The sequence below is a fragment of the Haloarcula sp. S1AR25-4 genome (assembly GCF_031624555.1).
Lineage (GTDB): Archaea > Halobacteriota > Halobacteria > Halobacteriales > Haloarculaceae > Haloarcula > Haloarcula pellucida.
This window is the reverse complement of sequence record NZ_JAMQOR010000003.1, coordinates 574,550-589,410: the sequence shown is the minus strand read 5'-3', so window position 1 is coordinate 589,410 and position 14,861 is coordinate 574,550. Positions and strand designations below refer to the sequence as shown.

The following is a 14,861-nucleotide window of genomic DNA, read 5'->3' as shown; positions in this document are numbered from 1 at the left end:
TGAAAGCGTGTCGATGGCGCTCGGAAACGAAAGCCCTATTTAACAACTCCGTCAATCGATGCATGCGAACAAGCCGCCGTAGCTCAGTTGGTAGAGCACCTGGTTGTTACCCAGGTTGTCCCAGGTTCGAGCCCTGGCGGTGGCGTCCCCTTCTTCAGTGTTACCAGGTGAAACGCGTCGCAAGCCACGCGTGTCGCGCCGACGTCGACGAGCCACGAACCGACCGACACGGACCCGACAGGCTAAAGACGCGGAACCGAGAAACGACCCACGAGGGCCCTTAGCTTAGTCTGGTTAAAGCGATCGGCTCATAACCGATTGAGCGCTGGTTCAAATCCGGCAGGGCCCATCTCAAACCTTAGCGGTTCTCAGCCGTTCGGAGAATGGTGTTTCAACGCCCGAGACGCGTGCTTATCGCATTCTGGCGATTTTTGGGTAGGGGGTCGAAATCATGAGTTCAACAAAGAAGTTGTTGGACACCCACCTCGTCCGGGACTCTCATTAGCCGAGGGGTGGTCCGCATGATACTGGACCGCCAGACGAACCCACAAGAGTGCCAACACTGCGGCGCTCACGTTTCGCGGGACTTCCGGCGGACCTTCGGAGACGGCGACAACATCGCCCACCGCTGTCCGGCGTGCGATTGCATGCCCCGGATTTCGCGTGGAACCGCCGCCGGGAAGGAACTCGACTACCCTGATCCCGCGGACCAGCCCCAGCGTAACCAGGGCGGGCGCGTCGACGCGCGGACCGACGGGGGTGAGAGTCTGTGAGCCTGTCGGCGTTCCCGTATCCGGGCGGGAAGACGTTCCACGTCGGCGAGATCCTGCCGTACTTCCCGGATCACGAACTGTACGCCGAACCGTTCGGTGGCTCGGCGTCGCTCCTGCTGAACAAACAACAGAGTCACATCGAGGTCCTGAACGATCTCGATAGCGACGTGGTCCACTTCTACCGAGTCCTCCGCCAGCAGCGCGAGGAGCTACAGGAGTGGCTTCGTACGGTTCCGTTCTCTCGGGAACTGCACGGTCGGTGGGCGCGAGCGTTCTACAACGGACACCGACCGAGTGACGATGTCGTTCGGGCCGGTCGGTGGTTCTATCTCCGGTACACGCAGTACAGCGGCAAGATCGACGGAATATCCGGTTTCAAAGCCAGTTCGGTCCGGAGCGAACCACGACGTCTGCGAAACGCCACCGACGCACTTGACGAGGTGGCCGACCGACTCCGTGATGTCGCACTCGAATGTCTTCACTATCAGTCACTCTGTGAGAAGTACGACTGTAAGAACGCGCTGTTCTACTTCGATCCGCCGTACGTCGGACCGGGTGACGACCTCTATACCCATGAGGGGAAGTTCGATCACACAGCACTGACCGAACTGCTCGCCGGACTCGAGGGAGATTGGATCTGCTCCTACGGTGATCTCCCCGAAGAACTGGAAGAGGCGATCGTCGAGCACGACTGGAACCGACGCCAGTACAAGATTCACTACAGCATCAACGGCGACGAGCGCGAGAAGGCCACCGAGCGGCTGGTGATGAACTTCGATCCGGACGAAGCCACTTCGTTCCGGCCAGCGCTGCAGACCGGACTCGAGTCGTTTGGAGGTGAACGATGACGCCGCAGTCCTCGCTGTACGACTTCGAACCCGACCTATCGCCGCTCACCGATGCCGAGCGCGAAGTCTTCGAAGCCGTGGGCATGGGCCGGTACGGCCCGCGTGAGTACGCCCGCGAAACGGAGCGATCACCCGGGACAGTCGGGAATCTACTCCGTCGTGCCCGCGAGAAACTGGAGGTGACCAGCGCGTGAGAGACGCTGAGTGCGCCCGCTGTGGACGGACCTTTGCGCCCGATATTCGACATATCCGGGTTGAACACAGCTGGTATCCGCCGGAGAGTCGACAGGACGAACTCGGCCACCTCGCGGACTTCTGTCCCGAGTGTTCGCGGGACTTCGAGGAGTGGCTTCGTGGAGGTGAGGCCAGTGAGTGAGTTCGTCCGGGCGTCGCGACTGTACGACGTGGCGGCGAGTGAACCCCGTCACTTCGACTGGGGAAAGATGCAGCCGGTGACGGAGAGTCAGGCCGAAGTCGAGCGCGCCGTCGCGGAGATCGAGGAGCGGAGGTAGGGATGTCGCGGCACCTCAAGTGCGCCCCTCATGAGGGTGACGTGCGCTTTACGATTGGCGTGCATCCCGATCCCGGCGTTCCTGACTACGGCCTGAAGCCCTACTACGCGATGGACTCACTCATCAAAGAGTGGGGTGACCGCTGGGAAACCGACGGGAAGCCGACCAGAGACATCGAGTTCAACGGCGAGACGTGGGCCACCTGCTTCGACTACTCCGAGAGTGGCCTCGACCCGTGGGATAGCCCCGAGTTCCAGATTGAGAACGTTCGCGAGTTTCAGTTCTACTTCGTCGCGAAGGATTCCCCGACCTACGAAGGGAAGCGAGCAGACCGAGACAAGCGCGTGAAAGGCGGCACCATTACTGTCCGCCCGCGGTGGCCGAACCTCACCTCGAACGGAAAACCCGTCTCGGTGCCGGACTACGGTGCGCCCTACGTCGATGTCCAAGTACAGGCATCGAACCTTCCCCACGAGGAGTACCTGACGCTCGTGAAGCGGATGATGGATGCCTACGGCATCGCTGCCCGATACTTCGACCAGCCCCATCCCGACAGCCACATCGACGACCTCGCCTACTACGTCCGACTCTACCGAGAGAGCAGTGGGCCGCTGCACGCCGCTGACGGTCCGATAGCCCGCGCCCACACACTCATCCAAGGCGACCGGACGGGCTACCGGAAGCACGTCGAAGACAACACGAAACTGCCGGGCTACTACGTCACGGCCACCGTCGAGGACGAGAAGGCCGGCGAGCTGGTTCGAGGCCACTCACTCGGAAAGGAACTGAAACACTACTACCCGAACGAACCCCAGAAGTACACGCCCGACGAAGCGCCGTATCACCCGAAGTTCGAAGTCTCCTACCAGACAAGCCGGACCGACCACACGGTTCGCTGGGACGACCTCGACGACGCCCGACGCGAGTTAGAGGCGACGGTGTTGAACTGTCTGGACTGGTGTGGGCTGGCGACGAGTGCCGAGAGTAGTATCTTCGTCGACTTCGACCCGTTCTGGAACGTCCGAGATACGACGGAAGCGCGGAAGTTCGTGAAGTGCCCGCTGCCGGAGATCGAGGACGAACAGGAACACCGCGTGATGAAACTGTGGAGCGACATGACCGACGCCGACCGGGACGTGACGGAGATGCTGTTGACCGACGGCGGGAAGGTCTCACCGAAGGAGGCCGCCGAGAAGACGGGCTACACGTACCGAACGATTCGGACCGTCGTCGACCGCCTCGAGGGACTGATTCGGCACACCTACGGCGAGTTAGAGTTGGAGTCGAAGAAGGTCCAGCAGGAACTCTTGAAGCGGGTTCGGGCCGCAGGTGACCGCTTCCAGCAGGACATCGGCAGCGCCGCGATGGAGTTGGCCGACGCCGCCGAGGAACGCGGGCGGTCGCGATGGGCGCGGGTCCGTCGCGAGTACGCGATCACGGAGATCGACGCCGCCGACTGTCGGTCGCTGCTGGAGGTGGGCTACACGGCCGACGACCTCGACGAGGCGAAGGCTATCGTCCGCGAGATTCGGACGGCCTACACCGAGTGTGTCGAAGCGAACACCTACGGCATTCACGTCGTCGTAGAGACGGCTGAGAGCGGCCGTGAGCGATTCCGCGACCTCTCTAGCGTGTTCACCAGCGCGTACCGCAGCGGCGACTACATACGCGAGACGCGGGCCGCAGAGAACGCCCGCGATGGGTTCGACTTCGAGGCCTGGAAGGAGGCTGGCTACCCGGTCGGTGAGAACTGGGACGGCGGGTAGCGCCGCCCCCTGAGTAGAGGCATCACTATCCAACACACCGTTTTAGCGGCAATTTCCTCCGGCTACCCCCGAAAATCGCGCGTCGCGCGGCTGGGTTCGTTCCCTTCGGTCACGTCACCCAGCCGCGCGACCATGGGGAACCCGGAAAGCAAGCTTCCGGGTTCCCCTTAGTCGTGTGGCTAAGGCCACCTATCCAAAATACACCGCACAGCGTCCGCTAACCATTGAATTCAGCCAACTTCTGTTCATCGAACTCGACTATGAACCGGATCAAGGTCAGTAATCCGAAAAAAGTCGCGAGGCCCACACCAATATCGAACGCGTACCCGATCACTGAGGAAACAACGAAGTCAACGAGCAGAATTACTGTGAGCGAATTAATGTCTCGGCGACTGTATATCTCGGTGAGTGTCTCTCTGATACCCTTCGTTTCAACTGGTTCAAGATATCTCAAGAGACCTTTCTCTGTGATTCTCAGTTTGCCATGAAGCCATCCACCGACAAACAAGGAGCTGGCTAAGCCAATCGTGAATAGAGCGACAATGACTGTAGCCAGATTGTCTCCCTGTTCAATTCCCGTAAGAACACCGATTCCTTGAGAAATCAGCGCCATCGCAAGAAACACTACCAGAATTACGAATATCGGGAGGTAGTCGCTTCTGTCTATAGAGGGTTGTGCGAAAGACAGGGCACCGCTGAATGTGATTGCGTAAATTGAGGCCAATAATACAAAAAACAAGAATGTGGGTACTGAAGCAGGTACAAATATCCCCATCAGGAGGAGGCTAGCTACGAATAGCGAGCCAACAAATAGGGTCGCGAATATCGCTGCAAGAAAGTACCCAAAATATCTACTCCGAACAGAGGTTGGCAGTTTAGGAAACATTCAATTCTGTAACTGTCTCTGCTGAGATAGATTCATAACGAAATTAAAACAATTCGTCTATATGAATTTTAGCCTGTTCTGCATCCCGATGCCGTCCTCCACCATGCCAGTCGAGACTCGGTAAGCGTGAAGAGTGCTGCGTCTCCCACTCCAGAACCTCGACACCGCGCCCACGAATCCGATACACGCCGAAGACGTACCACCCGTTCGCTGCACGTAGCCGTTCGTGGTACTGATCGTAGAGTTTGAACGTGCCGGGCTGGCCGTCCGAATGCCGATGCATCGCGGACTTGATTTCGACCGGCGTTCCGTCCGGCCGACGAGCGTCGTGCCAACTGGCGCGGTCGAGATCGAGGCCGTACCGGTCGGCGGCTTGACGCTCGACGAGCGTCCCGTAGTGGTTCGCTCGATGGCTCCGACTCATCCGCGCACCTCGCGTGCGTCATATATAGATACTCCTCCGGGTTGTTGCTGGTCGTTGCCCATGGCTACAGAAGCGAGCGCACGCGAGCGACGGTTATGGGCCAACAGTAGGGGTACGCCGGGGGGTTGGTTGTTGTTGGTTTGGCCGAATCGTACTGCCGTCATGCGGTTAGCTCCGTCACCTCGCCAACCACTGAACGATGGTCGCCGTCGTGTTCGTACTCGTTCCAGCGCTGTCGGACCCATTCAGTGCTGTAGGGCACGAATTCGGCGATTTCGTGGTTTGGTTTGTCCGGGTCGGCCTCCTTCGCCGTGATGACTGTGTAGATCGCGAGCTTCCGCGAGAGGTCAGCCGGGTCTACCTCGTCGCCGTCGTCGCCGTTGCTCGACCAGGACCACGTGGTCGGTTCCTTGTCGTCGTAGCGCCAGTCCGTCTCGGGAATACCGGAGACGGAGAAGATCGGATTCACACCCTTGCGGTTCCGCACGTCCTCGTAGAAGGTCGCTTCTTTCAGTCCCTCCTTGTGGACACAGACACCGAGTTCGCGGACCAGCGGATGCACGTCGCGGCCGTCGTGACCGATGATGATGAGCGACCCGCCGTACTTCCGGAGTTTGTACGTGAGCGGCCCAAGTTTGGTCTTCGTGTCGTAGCCGTCCTTTCCGCCGCCGCCCGCGTTCGAAGATGCCTCGTCGAAGAGGAACAGCTTCGGGCGTTGCTCGTTGTGCATGGGGTCGCCGTCCTGTTTCAGCCACTCGTTGAGTTCGCCGTAGTTCGCCAGCCACCCGTCGCGACGGTCGCCGTCCGAATCGGTCCACTCGTCGGTTTCTTCGAGCGTGCGGATGTTCGAGGCGACGAGTGCGTCCGACGAGTGTTGCTCTTTCCAGAGTTGACCGAGGAGACACGCGAAGTTCGACTTTCCCGTGCCGGGTTCGGCCCACTCGTAGAACATCGGCGCGGGGCCAGTCATCTGTGCGCGGAGTTGGTCGATGGCCTTGATGCCGGAGATATCGGCCCGCTGGCCGGCGTCACCCGTGAAGTGCTTCAACGACTGCATATCGCCGTTCGCCATGGCTTTGCGGGCCGTCTCGGTCCCTTCGATACGGACGATGTCGCGGACGTGCTGGAGGTCTTTGGCCTGTCCGGGCATCTTGTCCGGCCGGTCGCACTGTGTCGGGTCGTAGTGTGTCTCCAGTATCGAGAGGTAGCGCGACAGTTTCTCGTCGCGGACGATACCGGCGTGGGGATGGACTTCCTCGGCGTCGCGCTGACCGTGACCGTCCTGATACTCGCGGAACTGTGCGGGCGTGTAGAGGTCGTTAGCGTCGTCAGTCATCGTTCACCTGCGGGTCTTGGGTGGTGTCGGTCGGGACTGCCGGCCCATCGCCCACGGCAGCGGCGGCGGTGGGATCGGGCCGATCGTCGAGATCGTGGATACTCGGTGCGTTTTCGAAGTCCTCGCCGTCCTCGATGAGGTCGCCGAAGGTGTCCTTCGCGGCGGTCTTCTGGATCATCTGGCCGCGTTCGTTCGCCTCGGCGTCGGCCGTGACGAGTTTCTGCTGGAGTTCCACGGCGCCGCGAGACCACCGGCCGCGGATGGCGGCGAGTTCTTCGGCGCGGTCGATGAGCCAGCCGTGGATGTCCTGCATCTGCTTTTTGCTGGTCATGAGTTCCGTGTCCTGACAGCCTTCGAGCCAGACGCCTTTCACGCGGAGTTGGTCGACGTCTTCGAGATACTCGTACTCGCGCACCGCCCACGCGCGGCCACCGTTGATGGGGTATGGGTCAGGAGCGTCGTCGGGGATCTCCTTCTCCTGCCAGACCGCGGGCGGGACGTAGTACTTCTCCACGGTGTCGTCGACGGCGTTGACGTGGTGGACTTCGACCCAGTTCCGTTGTCGGAGCCACCGGGCGATCTTCGCGCCGACGAGATAGCACGGGATGGCGAAGATGAGCCAGCCGACCAGCACGGCCGGAATCCACGTCGGCAGTGTCGGTGCCTGTGGCTGGTAGTAGGCGACGAGACCGACCAAGCCGACGAACATCCCGCCGACCAGTAGCTTGTACTCGGCGAGGAGGTAGGTGAGTCGGTCGCGATTGTTCTGGAACGTGGGCGCGGGCATCAGGCCACCTCCGGGCGGCTGTCTTCCCCGCGAAGGACGTTCCAGCCGGCGACGATCATCCAGACGAACGCGACGGTGAGGCCCGCGATCCACGCCTGGAGTGACCCGAGCGCGCGGAGGATGTCGAGCCCGCCACCACTGGGTTGCTGGACGATCTCGGCGTACAGCGGCGTGTTCTCCGTGGAGATGGCGACGCCGACGTAGCCGTCTTGTTCGGTCACCGGAATCTCGACGGTCGCCGTCTCGCCCGACCGAAGCGCGATAGCGCGAACGGGGATCTTCCCGCCCTCCTGGAAGCGCCCGGCGTCGGAGAGGGTGACCGTCTGAACGGATTCGGAGCGAAGCGTGATGAGGGCGACGCTGGCGTTCTCGACGTAGCGGGACTCGACGATGACGGTCTGGCCGTCGATGCGCTCGGTCGCAGTGGCGTCGGTGGCGTTCGTCGCCGTGGGCTGTGGGCCGGTCGGAACGGTCTGATTAGCAGTCTGTGCGACGGCCGGAGCGCTCCCGGCGAGCGCGAGGCTCACGACCAGCAGCGCGGCGAAAAATGGAACTCTCATAGTGGGTTAGTTGTCGAGGAGGACGACCAGCAGGAGCGTCCCGATGACAGAGATTGCGATGATGGGACTGACCGACCCACCACCGAAGAGGCCACCGCCGCCGGCCTCTTTCAACGCCTGTTCGCGGGCTTCGATCTGCGCCCGGCGATAGGCGAGGTCCTCGTACTGCTGTTTCAGCTCCGTGAGGTTGCTGGTCTTGTAGACGGTCTTCTCGATGGTGACGTTCTGGACACGTTCGCCGTCCGTGGTGGTGATGTTCTGGACGGTGAAGTTCTCGTTCAGTTCCCGAATGCGGTCGCTGGTGACGATGTACTGCGTGCCACCGATTGCGGACGGGTCGTAGGTTTGGTTCGCGGCGAACTGGCCGCTGGCCGGGTTTTCCGGGGAGAACAGAATGCCGCGGTAGCTGTCGCCGGTTTTCGTGGTGACGTTGAAGCTCCCCATCTGGTCGTAGTTCTCGGGGGAGTTCTGGCCGAGCAGGGTGAGTTGAGTCGCGGCCCAGCCCTGGAAGTCGTCACCGGCCGAGCGTTCCGACGCCAGCACGTACGGGTCGACGAGGTCAGAATTGTCGATCTCACCTGCTTGGTAGGCGTCGTAGGTGTTGTTGATGAGCGTCTCCATCTCCCCGGTCGTGGCCTGATACTGGTTTTCGATGTCGGTCCAGCGAGTGCTGTACTCGGTGGGGTCCATGTAGACGTACTGTGCGCCGGTGGAGGTGTTCTCGACGACGAGCCGACCTCCGGCACTGGCCTCCCCAGTCGGATTGATACGGCCGGTCGTCACGTTCACCTGACCGCTGCCGATCGTCCCGCCGGACCCCTCTTTTCGCAGGATGCGATAGCTGTTGTACGAGACGGTGGTTCCGTTGAGCAGCGTCGTACTGGTATCGCCCTGATAGTCGTTCCAGGCGTAGTATTCGTTGGTGCCGTTCTGGAGGTACTCGGCGTGGAGGAATCGCCCGCTGGCGCTGCCGGTGTCGTGGTGATCCTGTGAGATGCCGGACTCGCTTTTCGCGACCGAGACCATGTACTCGTAGTGGAGAACCGAGCGTTCCCACTCGTTGATGAGTTGGAGCTGTTTCACCGCGTAGAAGTTAGCGATTGCTTGATTCGCCTCGTTGGTCGCGGCAGCCTTGCTACTGCCGTTGTTGAGCGCGCGGATGTAGGCGTTCTTGCCGATGATGAGCGCCTGCGTTTCGGAGTGCTGAAGCGTGTTGTCGACGGTGGTCTGGTAGTTCTCGGCAGAGGCCTGCTGATTGAGGCCACTCTGATAGAGGTCCTGTTTGACCTGCTGAGCGTCCAGTCCGGTGGTGTTGACCGTCGTACTGGAGGGAAGCCCAGTCCGGTCCAGTTGGACGATCTGGGGCATCACGGACTCGCCGATTCGCTCGCTGAGGTCGTACGTGAAGTCGGAGTCGCCGCCAGTGTCGCCGAGGAAGACGCCGTCACTGCCGGGTGTCCACGCTGAGGTCACGCCGCCCTTCGAGAATTCCACTTTGGCGTCAGCACCGGAGACTTCGATAGTGAACTCTTGGTACGCGCCAGCGTTGCGGAAGTGCGCGGACGGTTGGGCGCCGCCGACGGTCTTTTCGAGAATCGCGGTGTTGTCACCCGCGGGCGACTCGTCGGTGATGACGGTGATGGTGGTCTCGGTGGAGACGTTCGAGAGGTCGATAGCGACCTTGTGCGGGCCAGTCGTGAACTGTTGGGTGTACGTGTCGGTCTGTGCCTCGGCGGGGCCGACCAACGTCGGCCCAACGCCCACGAGGACGGCCGACCAGATGATGAGGGCCGAGAGCGCGAGCGAGCGATAGCGGGTCACGCCGATCCCTCCTCGGTGAAGATCTCCGTCTGGTCGCTGGTCTGCTGGCGGTGGCGAACGTGATGGCCGGCGATGACCGCCCCACCCACGAGGGCCGGGACGACGACGGGGAACGGGTCACCGACGACGGCGGAGGCGATGGTCGATGCCGACACACCGATGGTGCCGACGAGACCGTAACTGAGAGTGCGTTCCATCCTCGATCACCCGAGGTAGCTGATGACGTAGTAGCCGGCAGCCTCGACGGCGACGACGACCAGGCCGAAGGCGGCGGTGCCGGCGACGGCGTCGCCGATACCGAGGATGTTCAGGCCGGTCAGCAGGACGATGAGAAGCGTCCCGCCCGCGAGGTACGTTTCGACCGTGGCCGAACCACGGACGATCTCGTAGAGGTCCGTTTCCACTTCGTAGGTCTTGCTCTTCGTCTCGTTGACGCGGTTGGTCGCGTAGGCGGCGACGAGCGCGCCGAGCGAGAGAAGGAACGCGAACGTGATGTCCGTGTTCTGGACGGTGACGACGGCGGCGCTGAGGTCGTACCCGAGCATAGTGATCGAGGCGATTCCGTTGGTGACGAACGCGCTGGCGGTGAAGATAACCCCTGCCAGTGCGTCTTCGATGTCGATTTTCCCGAACATGGTTCGAACCGGCCGCGAGTGCGACCGTATCCCGGCCGTGCAGTCTGCTGGCTAGAAAGCACCGATTCCCGGGACTCACGGGACTCACCCGTAGATTTTAGTAACGGGACTGCACCGCCGGTGCCATGGAGATGCGAAAACTCTCCCCGGCCGGCGGCTGTGTGACCGTCTCGATACCGATAGACGACCTGCGCGAGCGCGGGCTCGTCGACGAGGACGGCGACCTCGTGGGCGATCACTGGGCGAAAGTCGAGAGTCTCGACGAGGACGACGAAGGCGACTACCGATTAGAGCTGGTCAGTCCATGATGCGAACCCGACCCCGTGGGGTCAGACTCAGATGTAACGCCAATCCTCGATGTATGCACCTGTGGGCTGTGGGCCGTGGGCCGAGGTGCATAGAATCGAGGCGGTTGGGTTGGCGGTTCGGCGTGATCACGTCGACGGCCCGACCCCCGTTTATGAAGAACCACCCAGTCGCTCACTCCCGAACGACGCGAACCAACCCCCCGTGCATACACCAGTTTAAACCATGACCCGACGCACCAGCCTGAAGATTACCGACGAGCGGCAGCGACTACTCGACAAGGCGAGTGCGATTGTCGCGAGTGATCAGCACGACGACCCGCCGATGTCCGATGTACTGGATGCGGCGCTCACTCATCTGGTAGAGAGCGAGGAGAACATTCAGAACGCACGCGGCGAGATGAACCCTGAGACGATACAGCAGTTCAATACTAGCGTTCTGGGGTTACGGTATCGGACGAGTGTGGAGAGTCGGTGGCGGTAAGCTCACTACCGGTATTTCTGACGAATGGATAAAGAGTCAGTCGAAAAATCACTCGTGCAGTGCCACTGAAAGCACTTCTTTCCCAGAATTGAGGTCAACAATCTCACAATAATTGTCACAATGGCTGTTTAGCCCCAAATTCTCCAAGTAAATTGCTACAGCCCATTGCTCGTCACCTACATCTTGGGCAGTATACACACAACTATCGTAATCAAACTCGTCCCAAGAACCGCATTCATCTACAAAATCTATGGGAGCCTCATCAGGTGTATTAATCTGCAGATCTACATTGTTGATCCGTTCTTTTGTCCCAATTTCTATATCAATCTCAAATCCATCTCCTGAGGGAGTGGCTATTTCGTTTGACTCTTCTCCAACAGCAGGTTTCTGAGAACCATGGTCAATTGACCGGTATGTACAGAATAGCCCAAAGGGCTGATTTTTCCAATAATATCCTATAGAGGGCAGGATGAAAACAGCAACTACAACGATGGTGCTGATTGGTCTCCAACTTGGCTGTGAAAGAACACCAAATAATCCACCTGCAAAAGAGCTTGACCAATATATCCAAGAATTCTTATATTCGTCTATAAAAGAAGGAAACGCTCTGGATCGATATCGGATCTGATGCTTTAGTTTACTTAGAATAGTCTTTACGGGCTCTAAGGCCTTTTTGAGCATCGATAGTTAGATCAAATACGATTCGATCAGATGAATAAGAAAGTCGAACTCACCTAACTCTGATTGAGGATGTTTTACGGCAATTTTCCCTTTCTCATATTTCAGGGACACAAACTGATCTCCCTCTCTAAATATTCCTTCAATACTGCGAACCGGGCTGTTCTTAAGATCGAGAGCATGACTAAAGTCTCCAGACACTGCCTCAAATGACTGCCCAGATTCTCCTATTGTCTCTGCTGATTTGAGTTGGATTTCTGAGAGTGTTGAATCACCCGTCTCTTTTGAGAAGGTTACTGATTTGATCTGATGTGCGTTCTCAAATAGTTGCATAACTGACTGGCGATTTGCGGAGCGGATTCTGGTAATTCTGTTTGAGTTGTGTAAACCTTCATTCATTTCGGATATTACGTCTTCCAGCTCAGGGGGAGTAGAATTAGAAGACAGTACGAAAAGATTGGACTCACACCTGTACTCAAACTGAAGATCCCGTGAGGGGGAATATCCTTTACGTCCCTTGAAATGGTACCTGAATTCACCTACAATTTTCTCTTGTTGATTGAAAGGACAGGAGCTATTCAGATCAGATACTTCTCTTCTTGTTGAATGTACTTCAATTGAATCGCCCGAGGTCAGAAACCCTTCAGAAAGAACTTGTGCTAATCCGTCAGCCACTCGGACGATACTTCTACTCATAGGGAGATGGACTTATCCTTATAAGCTATTGTACTCGCATAGGTGAGTAGTTTATGGTAGGAGCCAAAGTGTCGCCGTCAGTCGAATTTATTTAAGCGGGAGTTGCTCATTGGTCCTTCAACTTCACCCGCTCGTTTGGCTTCATAGTCGTCATACAACTCCTGTGGTTCTCTCTTTGCGACATAGCCTTCATCATCACAAATAGACAGTAATGTCTCAAAGAAGGCTTTAGGTGGATATCTATCTTCGGGATCTAGTTTTACCCATTCTTCGTATAACCTCATCATCTCAATAAGGAACTGCACAGAGCGGCCCATCTGTTTTAACTCGTTCAGTTCTAGCATATCTTCCCGTGAAGACTTGACATGAATCACTCCCTCTGATTCAATTTTAGCAACAATATGTGTTCCATCAATTATGAACTCACCTTCGATCTCGTCAATTTTGTTACCCTCAAGTATCGCAGATATGAACGGGACTGAGCGAGTTATATCTGTCTCACCGCCGATCTCCACTTCACGATCTCGGTTGGTTCGACCTACAGTTTTACAATCAGAAACAGCATGAAGTCGTAAATTTGCTCTTAGCCTATTATTTTGACGCCATTGATACAGTAACCAAAGTAAGAAGTCAAAATCAAAATTGACTTGGTCAAGAAGAAGATTATCAGATAGACCATCAAGTAAATCTCCTTTTACCTCATTCAACACAGTCTTTTGTGCCCGAATAATCATAATATCGTCATATGCCCAGAAAATATTCATCTCCTTATGGCTGGCACCATATCGAGTCTCTTTCACTGCATCTTTATTGTATACTTCCCTCTCTGGCCACTTCTCCTCAACATATTCGTAGGTATATAAATCGTCAGCGAGGTTCGAAAGAGAACCGGATAACTCGGTAGCCTGAGCCAGCCAGTCTGACAAGTCAGTTTGACGGTAACCTTCATCAGGATTCACCGGACTCCCACCAGAATATTCTTCTACATACTCTGTAAGGTGGTCTGGGTCAACTAGTTCGTCTATCTCTTCAGTAAAATACAATCCGTTAAACTTGAGCCAGTAAGAAAAAGAGAAGAAATCTTCAGGATGCTGATCGTCATTATTACCGTTCATTTTGTTCAGTTAACTAGAAGCGAGACACATAGTCCTAGGGAAAGCGGAGATTCACCACAAATGATATATTCTCCCGGAAGTGTCGCACCAGTTTATATCCCCACCTGCTGTCACTCTCACCCATCATGATTGCCGACTCCGTTGTCTTCGACGACGAGCATCTCCCGCGTCGTCTCCTCCATCGCGAAGCCGCCGTCGACCACCTGTCCCGTGCGTGGGAACCGGCACTCGGCGGCGAGCAAGCCCACGACGTACTGATTCACGGCCCGCCGGGTGTCGGCAAGACGGCACTTACGAGACACTCCCTCCAGAAGCTCACCGGACACGTCGACGTCCAAACGGCCCACGTGCGCTGCCTCGGAAAGACGACGGCGGGCGTCGTCCGCTCAGTCCTCCACGACCTCCCCGGCAGTGATCCGTCGGTGAACGTCCCCCGCGAGGACCTCTGCATCAAGCTACAGGAGCGCGTCGACGACCCGGTGATCGTCGTCCTCGACGAGGCCGACGGCCTCCCCGCTACCGATGCACTTGACCGGCTGGTGGATGTCGAGAAGCTGTCCGTCGTCGTCATCTGCCACAACCCGGATAAGTGGCTCTCCCGACTCGATGGGCGTCTCCGTCGACGGCTGACGTTCGCGGAGTTCGGACTAGAGCGCTACGGCGTCGACGAACTGGCGGACATCCTCGAAGCGCGGGCGAATCTCGGCCTTCCGTCGGGGAAGGTCACCCGCGAGCAGTTGGAGGAGATCGCCGACGAGGTGGCTGGCGTCGCGCGGAACGGGATACAGGCGCTTCGACAGGCCGCGCTTCGGGCGGAGGAACTGCAACACGACCGGATCACCGACGAGGACGTGAGCGAGTCGTTCGAACGGGCGCGACGGCACATCCGCGAGTTGAATCTGGAGACGCTGCCGTTCCATCATCAACTGCTATACGAGCTGATCCGTGTGGGCGATGGGCTGGAGGCAGGGGAACTACACGACCAGTACGACGCCGTCGCCGACCGCGCGTACCGTGGGCGTGGACAGACGCCGATTTCGGAGCGAGCGCGGCGAACGAAGCTGTCGAAGCTGGAAGAGTACGATTTGATCGAAGTGGAAGGAGAGAACCGGCATCGGGTGTATCGGGTTTGTGACGGAGAGATAGTACCAGCGATTGGCCTACACCAAATCGTTGGATCCAGAGAGAGTTATTAGTAGAGCTTCCAAGTGTGAAAATGTGGGATGTTTTATATT

At 58.1% G+C, this 14,861-nt stretch carries 19 protein-coding genes and 2 tRNA genes; 10 read left to right on the top strand and 11 right to left on the bottom strand.

Annotated elements, in window-relative coordinates; all coding sequences use genetic code 11:
• Positions 1-72 precede the first annotated feature (72 nt).
• The 7 genes from NDI85_RS16460 to NDI85_RS16430 all read left to right on the top strand — a co-directional run bounded on the left by NDI85_RS16460 (position 73) and on the right by NDI85_RS16430 (position 3,899).
• Positions 73-145, top strand: a tRNA-Asn gene (locus NDI85_RS16460).
• Positions 146-274: 129 nt separating this feature from the next.
• Positions 275-349 (top strand) — tRNA-Ile (locus tag NDI85_RS16455).
• A 172-nt stretch (positions 350-521) separates the two neighbouring features.
• Positions 522-773, top strand: coding sequence for a hypothetical protein (locus NDI85_RS16450; protein WP_310916380.1), 252 nt, complete (start codon positions 522-524; stop codon positions 771-773).
• A complete protein-coding gene (locus NDI85_RS16445; RefSeq protein ID WP_310916379.1) occupies positions 770-1,621 on the top strand; it encodes a DNA adenine methylase in 852 nt (283 codons plus the stop codon). Before NDI85_RS16450 ends, NDI85_RS16445 begins: the two co-directional genes overlap by 4 nt.
• Positions 1,618-1,815 carry a sigma factor-like helix-turn-helix DNA-binding protein gene (locus NDI85_RS16440; protein WP_310916378.1) on the top strand — a complete coding sequence of 66 codons (198 nt, stop codon included), beginning with the start codon at positions 1,618-1,620 and terminating at the stop codon, positions 1,813-1,815. Before NDI85_RS16445 ends, NDI85_RS16440 begins: the two co-directional genes overlap by 4 nt.
• A 174-nt stretch (positions 1,816-1,989) precedes the next feature.
• The gene (locus tag NDI85_RS16435) at positions 1,990-2,133 is read left to right on the top strand and encodes a hypothetical protein (RefSeq protein ID WP_310916377.1); all 144 of its coding nucleotides are present in this window, start codon (positions 1,990-1,992) and stop codon (positions 2,131-2,133) included.
• Positions 2,134-2,135: 2 nt separating this feature from the next.
• Positions 2,136-3,899, top strand: coding sequence for a MarR family transcriptional regulator (locus NDI85_RS16430; RefSeq protein ID WP_310916376.1), 1,764 nt, complete (start codon positions 2,136-2,138; stop codon positions 3,897-3,899).
• A gap of 217 nt (positions 3,900-4,116) precedes the next feature.
• Here NDI85_RS16430 and NDI85_RS16425 read toward each other — a convergent pair whose 3' ends face one another.
• The 8 genes from NDI85_RS16425 to NDI85_RS16390 all read right to left on the bottom strand — a co-directional run bounded on the left by NDI85_RS16425 (position 4,117) and on the right by NDI85_RS16390 (position 10,348).
• A complete protein-coding gene (locus NDI85_RS16425; protein ID WP_310916375.1) occupies positions 4,117-4,785 on the bottom strand; it encodes a hypothetical protein in 669 nt (222 codons plus the stop codon).
• Positions 4,786-4,828: 43 nt separating this feature from the next.
• Positions 4,829-5,209, bottom strand: a complete 381-nt coding sequence (locus NDI85_RS16420) for a hypothetical protein (RefSeq protein WP_310916374.1) — start codon at positions 5,207-5,209, stop codon at positions 4,829-4,831.
• Positions 5,210-5,369: 160 nt separating this feature from the next.
• A complete protein-coding gene (locus NDI85_RS16415) occupies positions 5,370-6,545 on the bottom strand; it encodes a hypothetical protein (RefSeq protein WP_310916373.1) in 1,176 nt (391 codons plus the stop codon).
• A complete protein-coding gene (locus tag NDI85_RS16410) occupies positions 6,538-7,332 on the bottom strand; it encodes a hypothetical protein (protein WP_310916372.1) in 795 nt (264 codons plus the stop codon). Before NDI85_RS16410 ends, NDI85_RS16415 begins: the two co-directional genes overlap by 8 nt.
• On the bottom strand, positions 7,332-7,892 hold the full coding sequence (locus NDI85_RS16405; protein ID WP_310916371.1) for a hypothetical protein: 561 nt from the start codon (positions 7,890-7,892) through the stop codon (positions 7,332-7,334). The genes NDI85_RS16410 and NDI85_RS16405 overlap by 1 nt, the downstream gene beginning before the upstream one ends.
• Before the next feature lie 6 nt (positions 7,893-7,898).
• Positions 7,899-9,713, bottom strand: a complete 1,815-nt coding sequence (locus NDI85_RS16400; protein WP_310916370.1) for a hypothetical protein — start codon at positions 9,711-9,713, stop codon at positions 7,899-7,901.
• A complete protein-coding gene (locus tag NDI85_RS16395) occupies positions 9,710-9,910 on the bottom strand; it encodes a hypothetical protein (RefSeq protein ID WP_188996499.1) in 201 nt (66 codons plus the stop codon). Before NDI85_RS16395 ends, NDI85_RS16400 begins: the two co-directional genes overlap by 4 nt.
• 6 nt (positions 9,911-9,916) lie before the next feature.
• Complete coding sequence (locus NDI85_RS16390; protein WP_188996501.1) at positions 9,917-10,348, bottom strand: hypothetical protein; 432 nt, start codon at positions 10,346-10,348, stop codon at positions 9,917-9,919.
• A 125-nt stretch (positions 10,349-10,473) separates the two neighbouring features.
• On the opposite strand from NDI85_RS16390, the gene NDI85_RS16385 reads away from it, so the two are divergent.
• Complete coding sequence (locus NDI85_RS16385; protein ID WP_188996503.1) at positions 10,474-10,656, top strand: hypothetical protein; 183 nt, start codon at positions 10,474-10,476, stop codon at positions 10,654-10,656.
• Between the two features lie 223 nt (positions 10,657-10,879).
• Positions 10,880-11,137 carry a hypothetical protein gene (locus NDI85_RS16380; protein ID WP_310916369.1) on the top strand — a complete coding sequence of 86 codons (258 nt, stop codon included), beginning with the start codon at positions 10,880-10,882 and terminating at the stop codon, positions 11,135-11,137.
• A 48-nt stretch (positions 11,138-11,185) separates the two neighbouring features.
• Here the strand turns inward: NDI85_RS16380 and NDI85_RS16375 are convergent, their stop codons facing one another.
• The 3 genes from NDI85_RS16375 to NDI85_RS16365 all read right to left on the bottom strand — a co-directional run bounded on the left by NDI85_RS16375 (position 11,186) and on the right by NDI85_RS16365 (position 13,626).
• The gene (locus NDI85_RS16375; RefSeq protein ID WP_310916368.1) at positions 11,186-11,818 is read right to left on the bottom strand and encodes a hypothetical protein; all 633 of its coding nucleotides are present in this window, start codon (positions 11,816-11,818) and stop codon (positions 11,186-11,188) included.
• Between the two features lie 6 nt (positions 11,819-11,824).
• Positions 11,825-12,490 carry a hypothetical protein gene (locus NDI85_RS16370; protein ID WP_310916367.1) on the bottom strand — a complete coding sequence of 222 codons (666 nt, stop codon included), beginning with the start codon at positions 12,488-12,490 and terminating at the stop codon, positions 11,825-11,827.
• Between the two features lie 98 nt (positions 12,491-12,588).
• Positions 12,589-13,626 (bottom strand): hypothetical protein, encoded by a 1,038-nt coding sequence (locus NDI85_RS16365; protein WP_310916366.1) that lies wholly within the window; start codon positions 13,624-13,626, stop codon positions 12,589-12,591.
• Positions 13,627-13,751: 125 nt separating this feature from the next.
• Between NDI85_RS16365 and NDI85_RS16360 the strand changes: the two genes are divergently transcribed.
• Entirely contained in the window at positions 13,752-14,822 is a 1,071-nt protein-coding gene (locus NDI85_RS16360; protein ID WP_310916365.1) for an AAA family ATPase, read from the top strand.
• Positions 14,823-14,861: the final 39 nt, after the last annotated feature.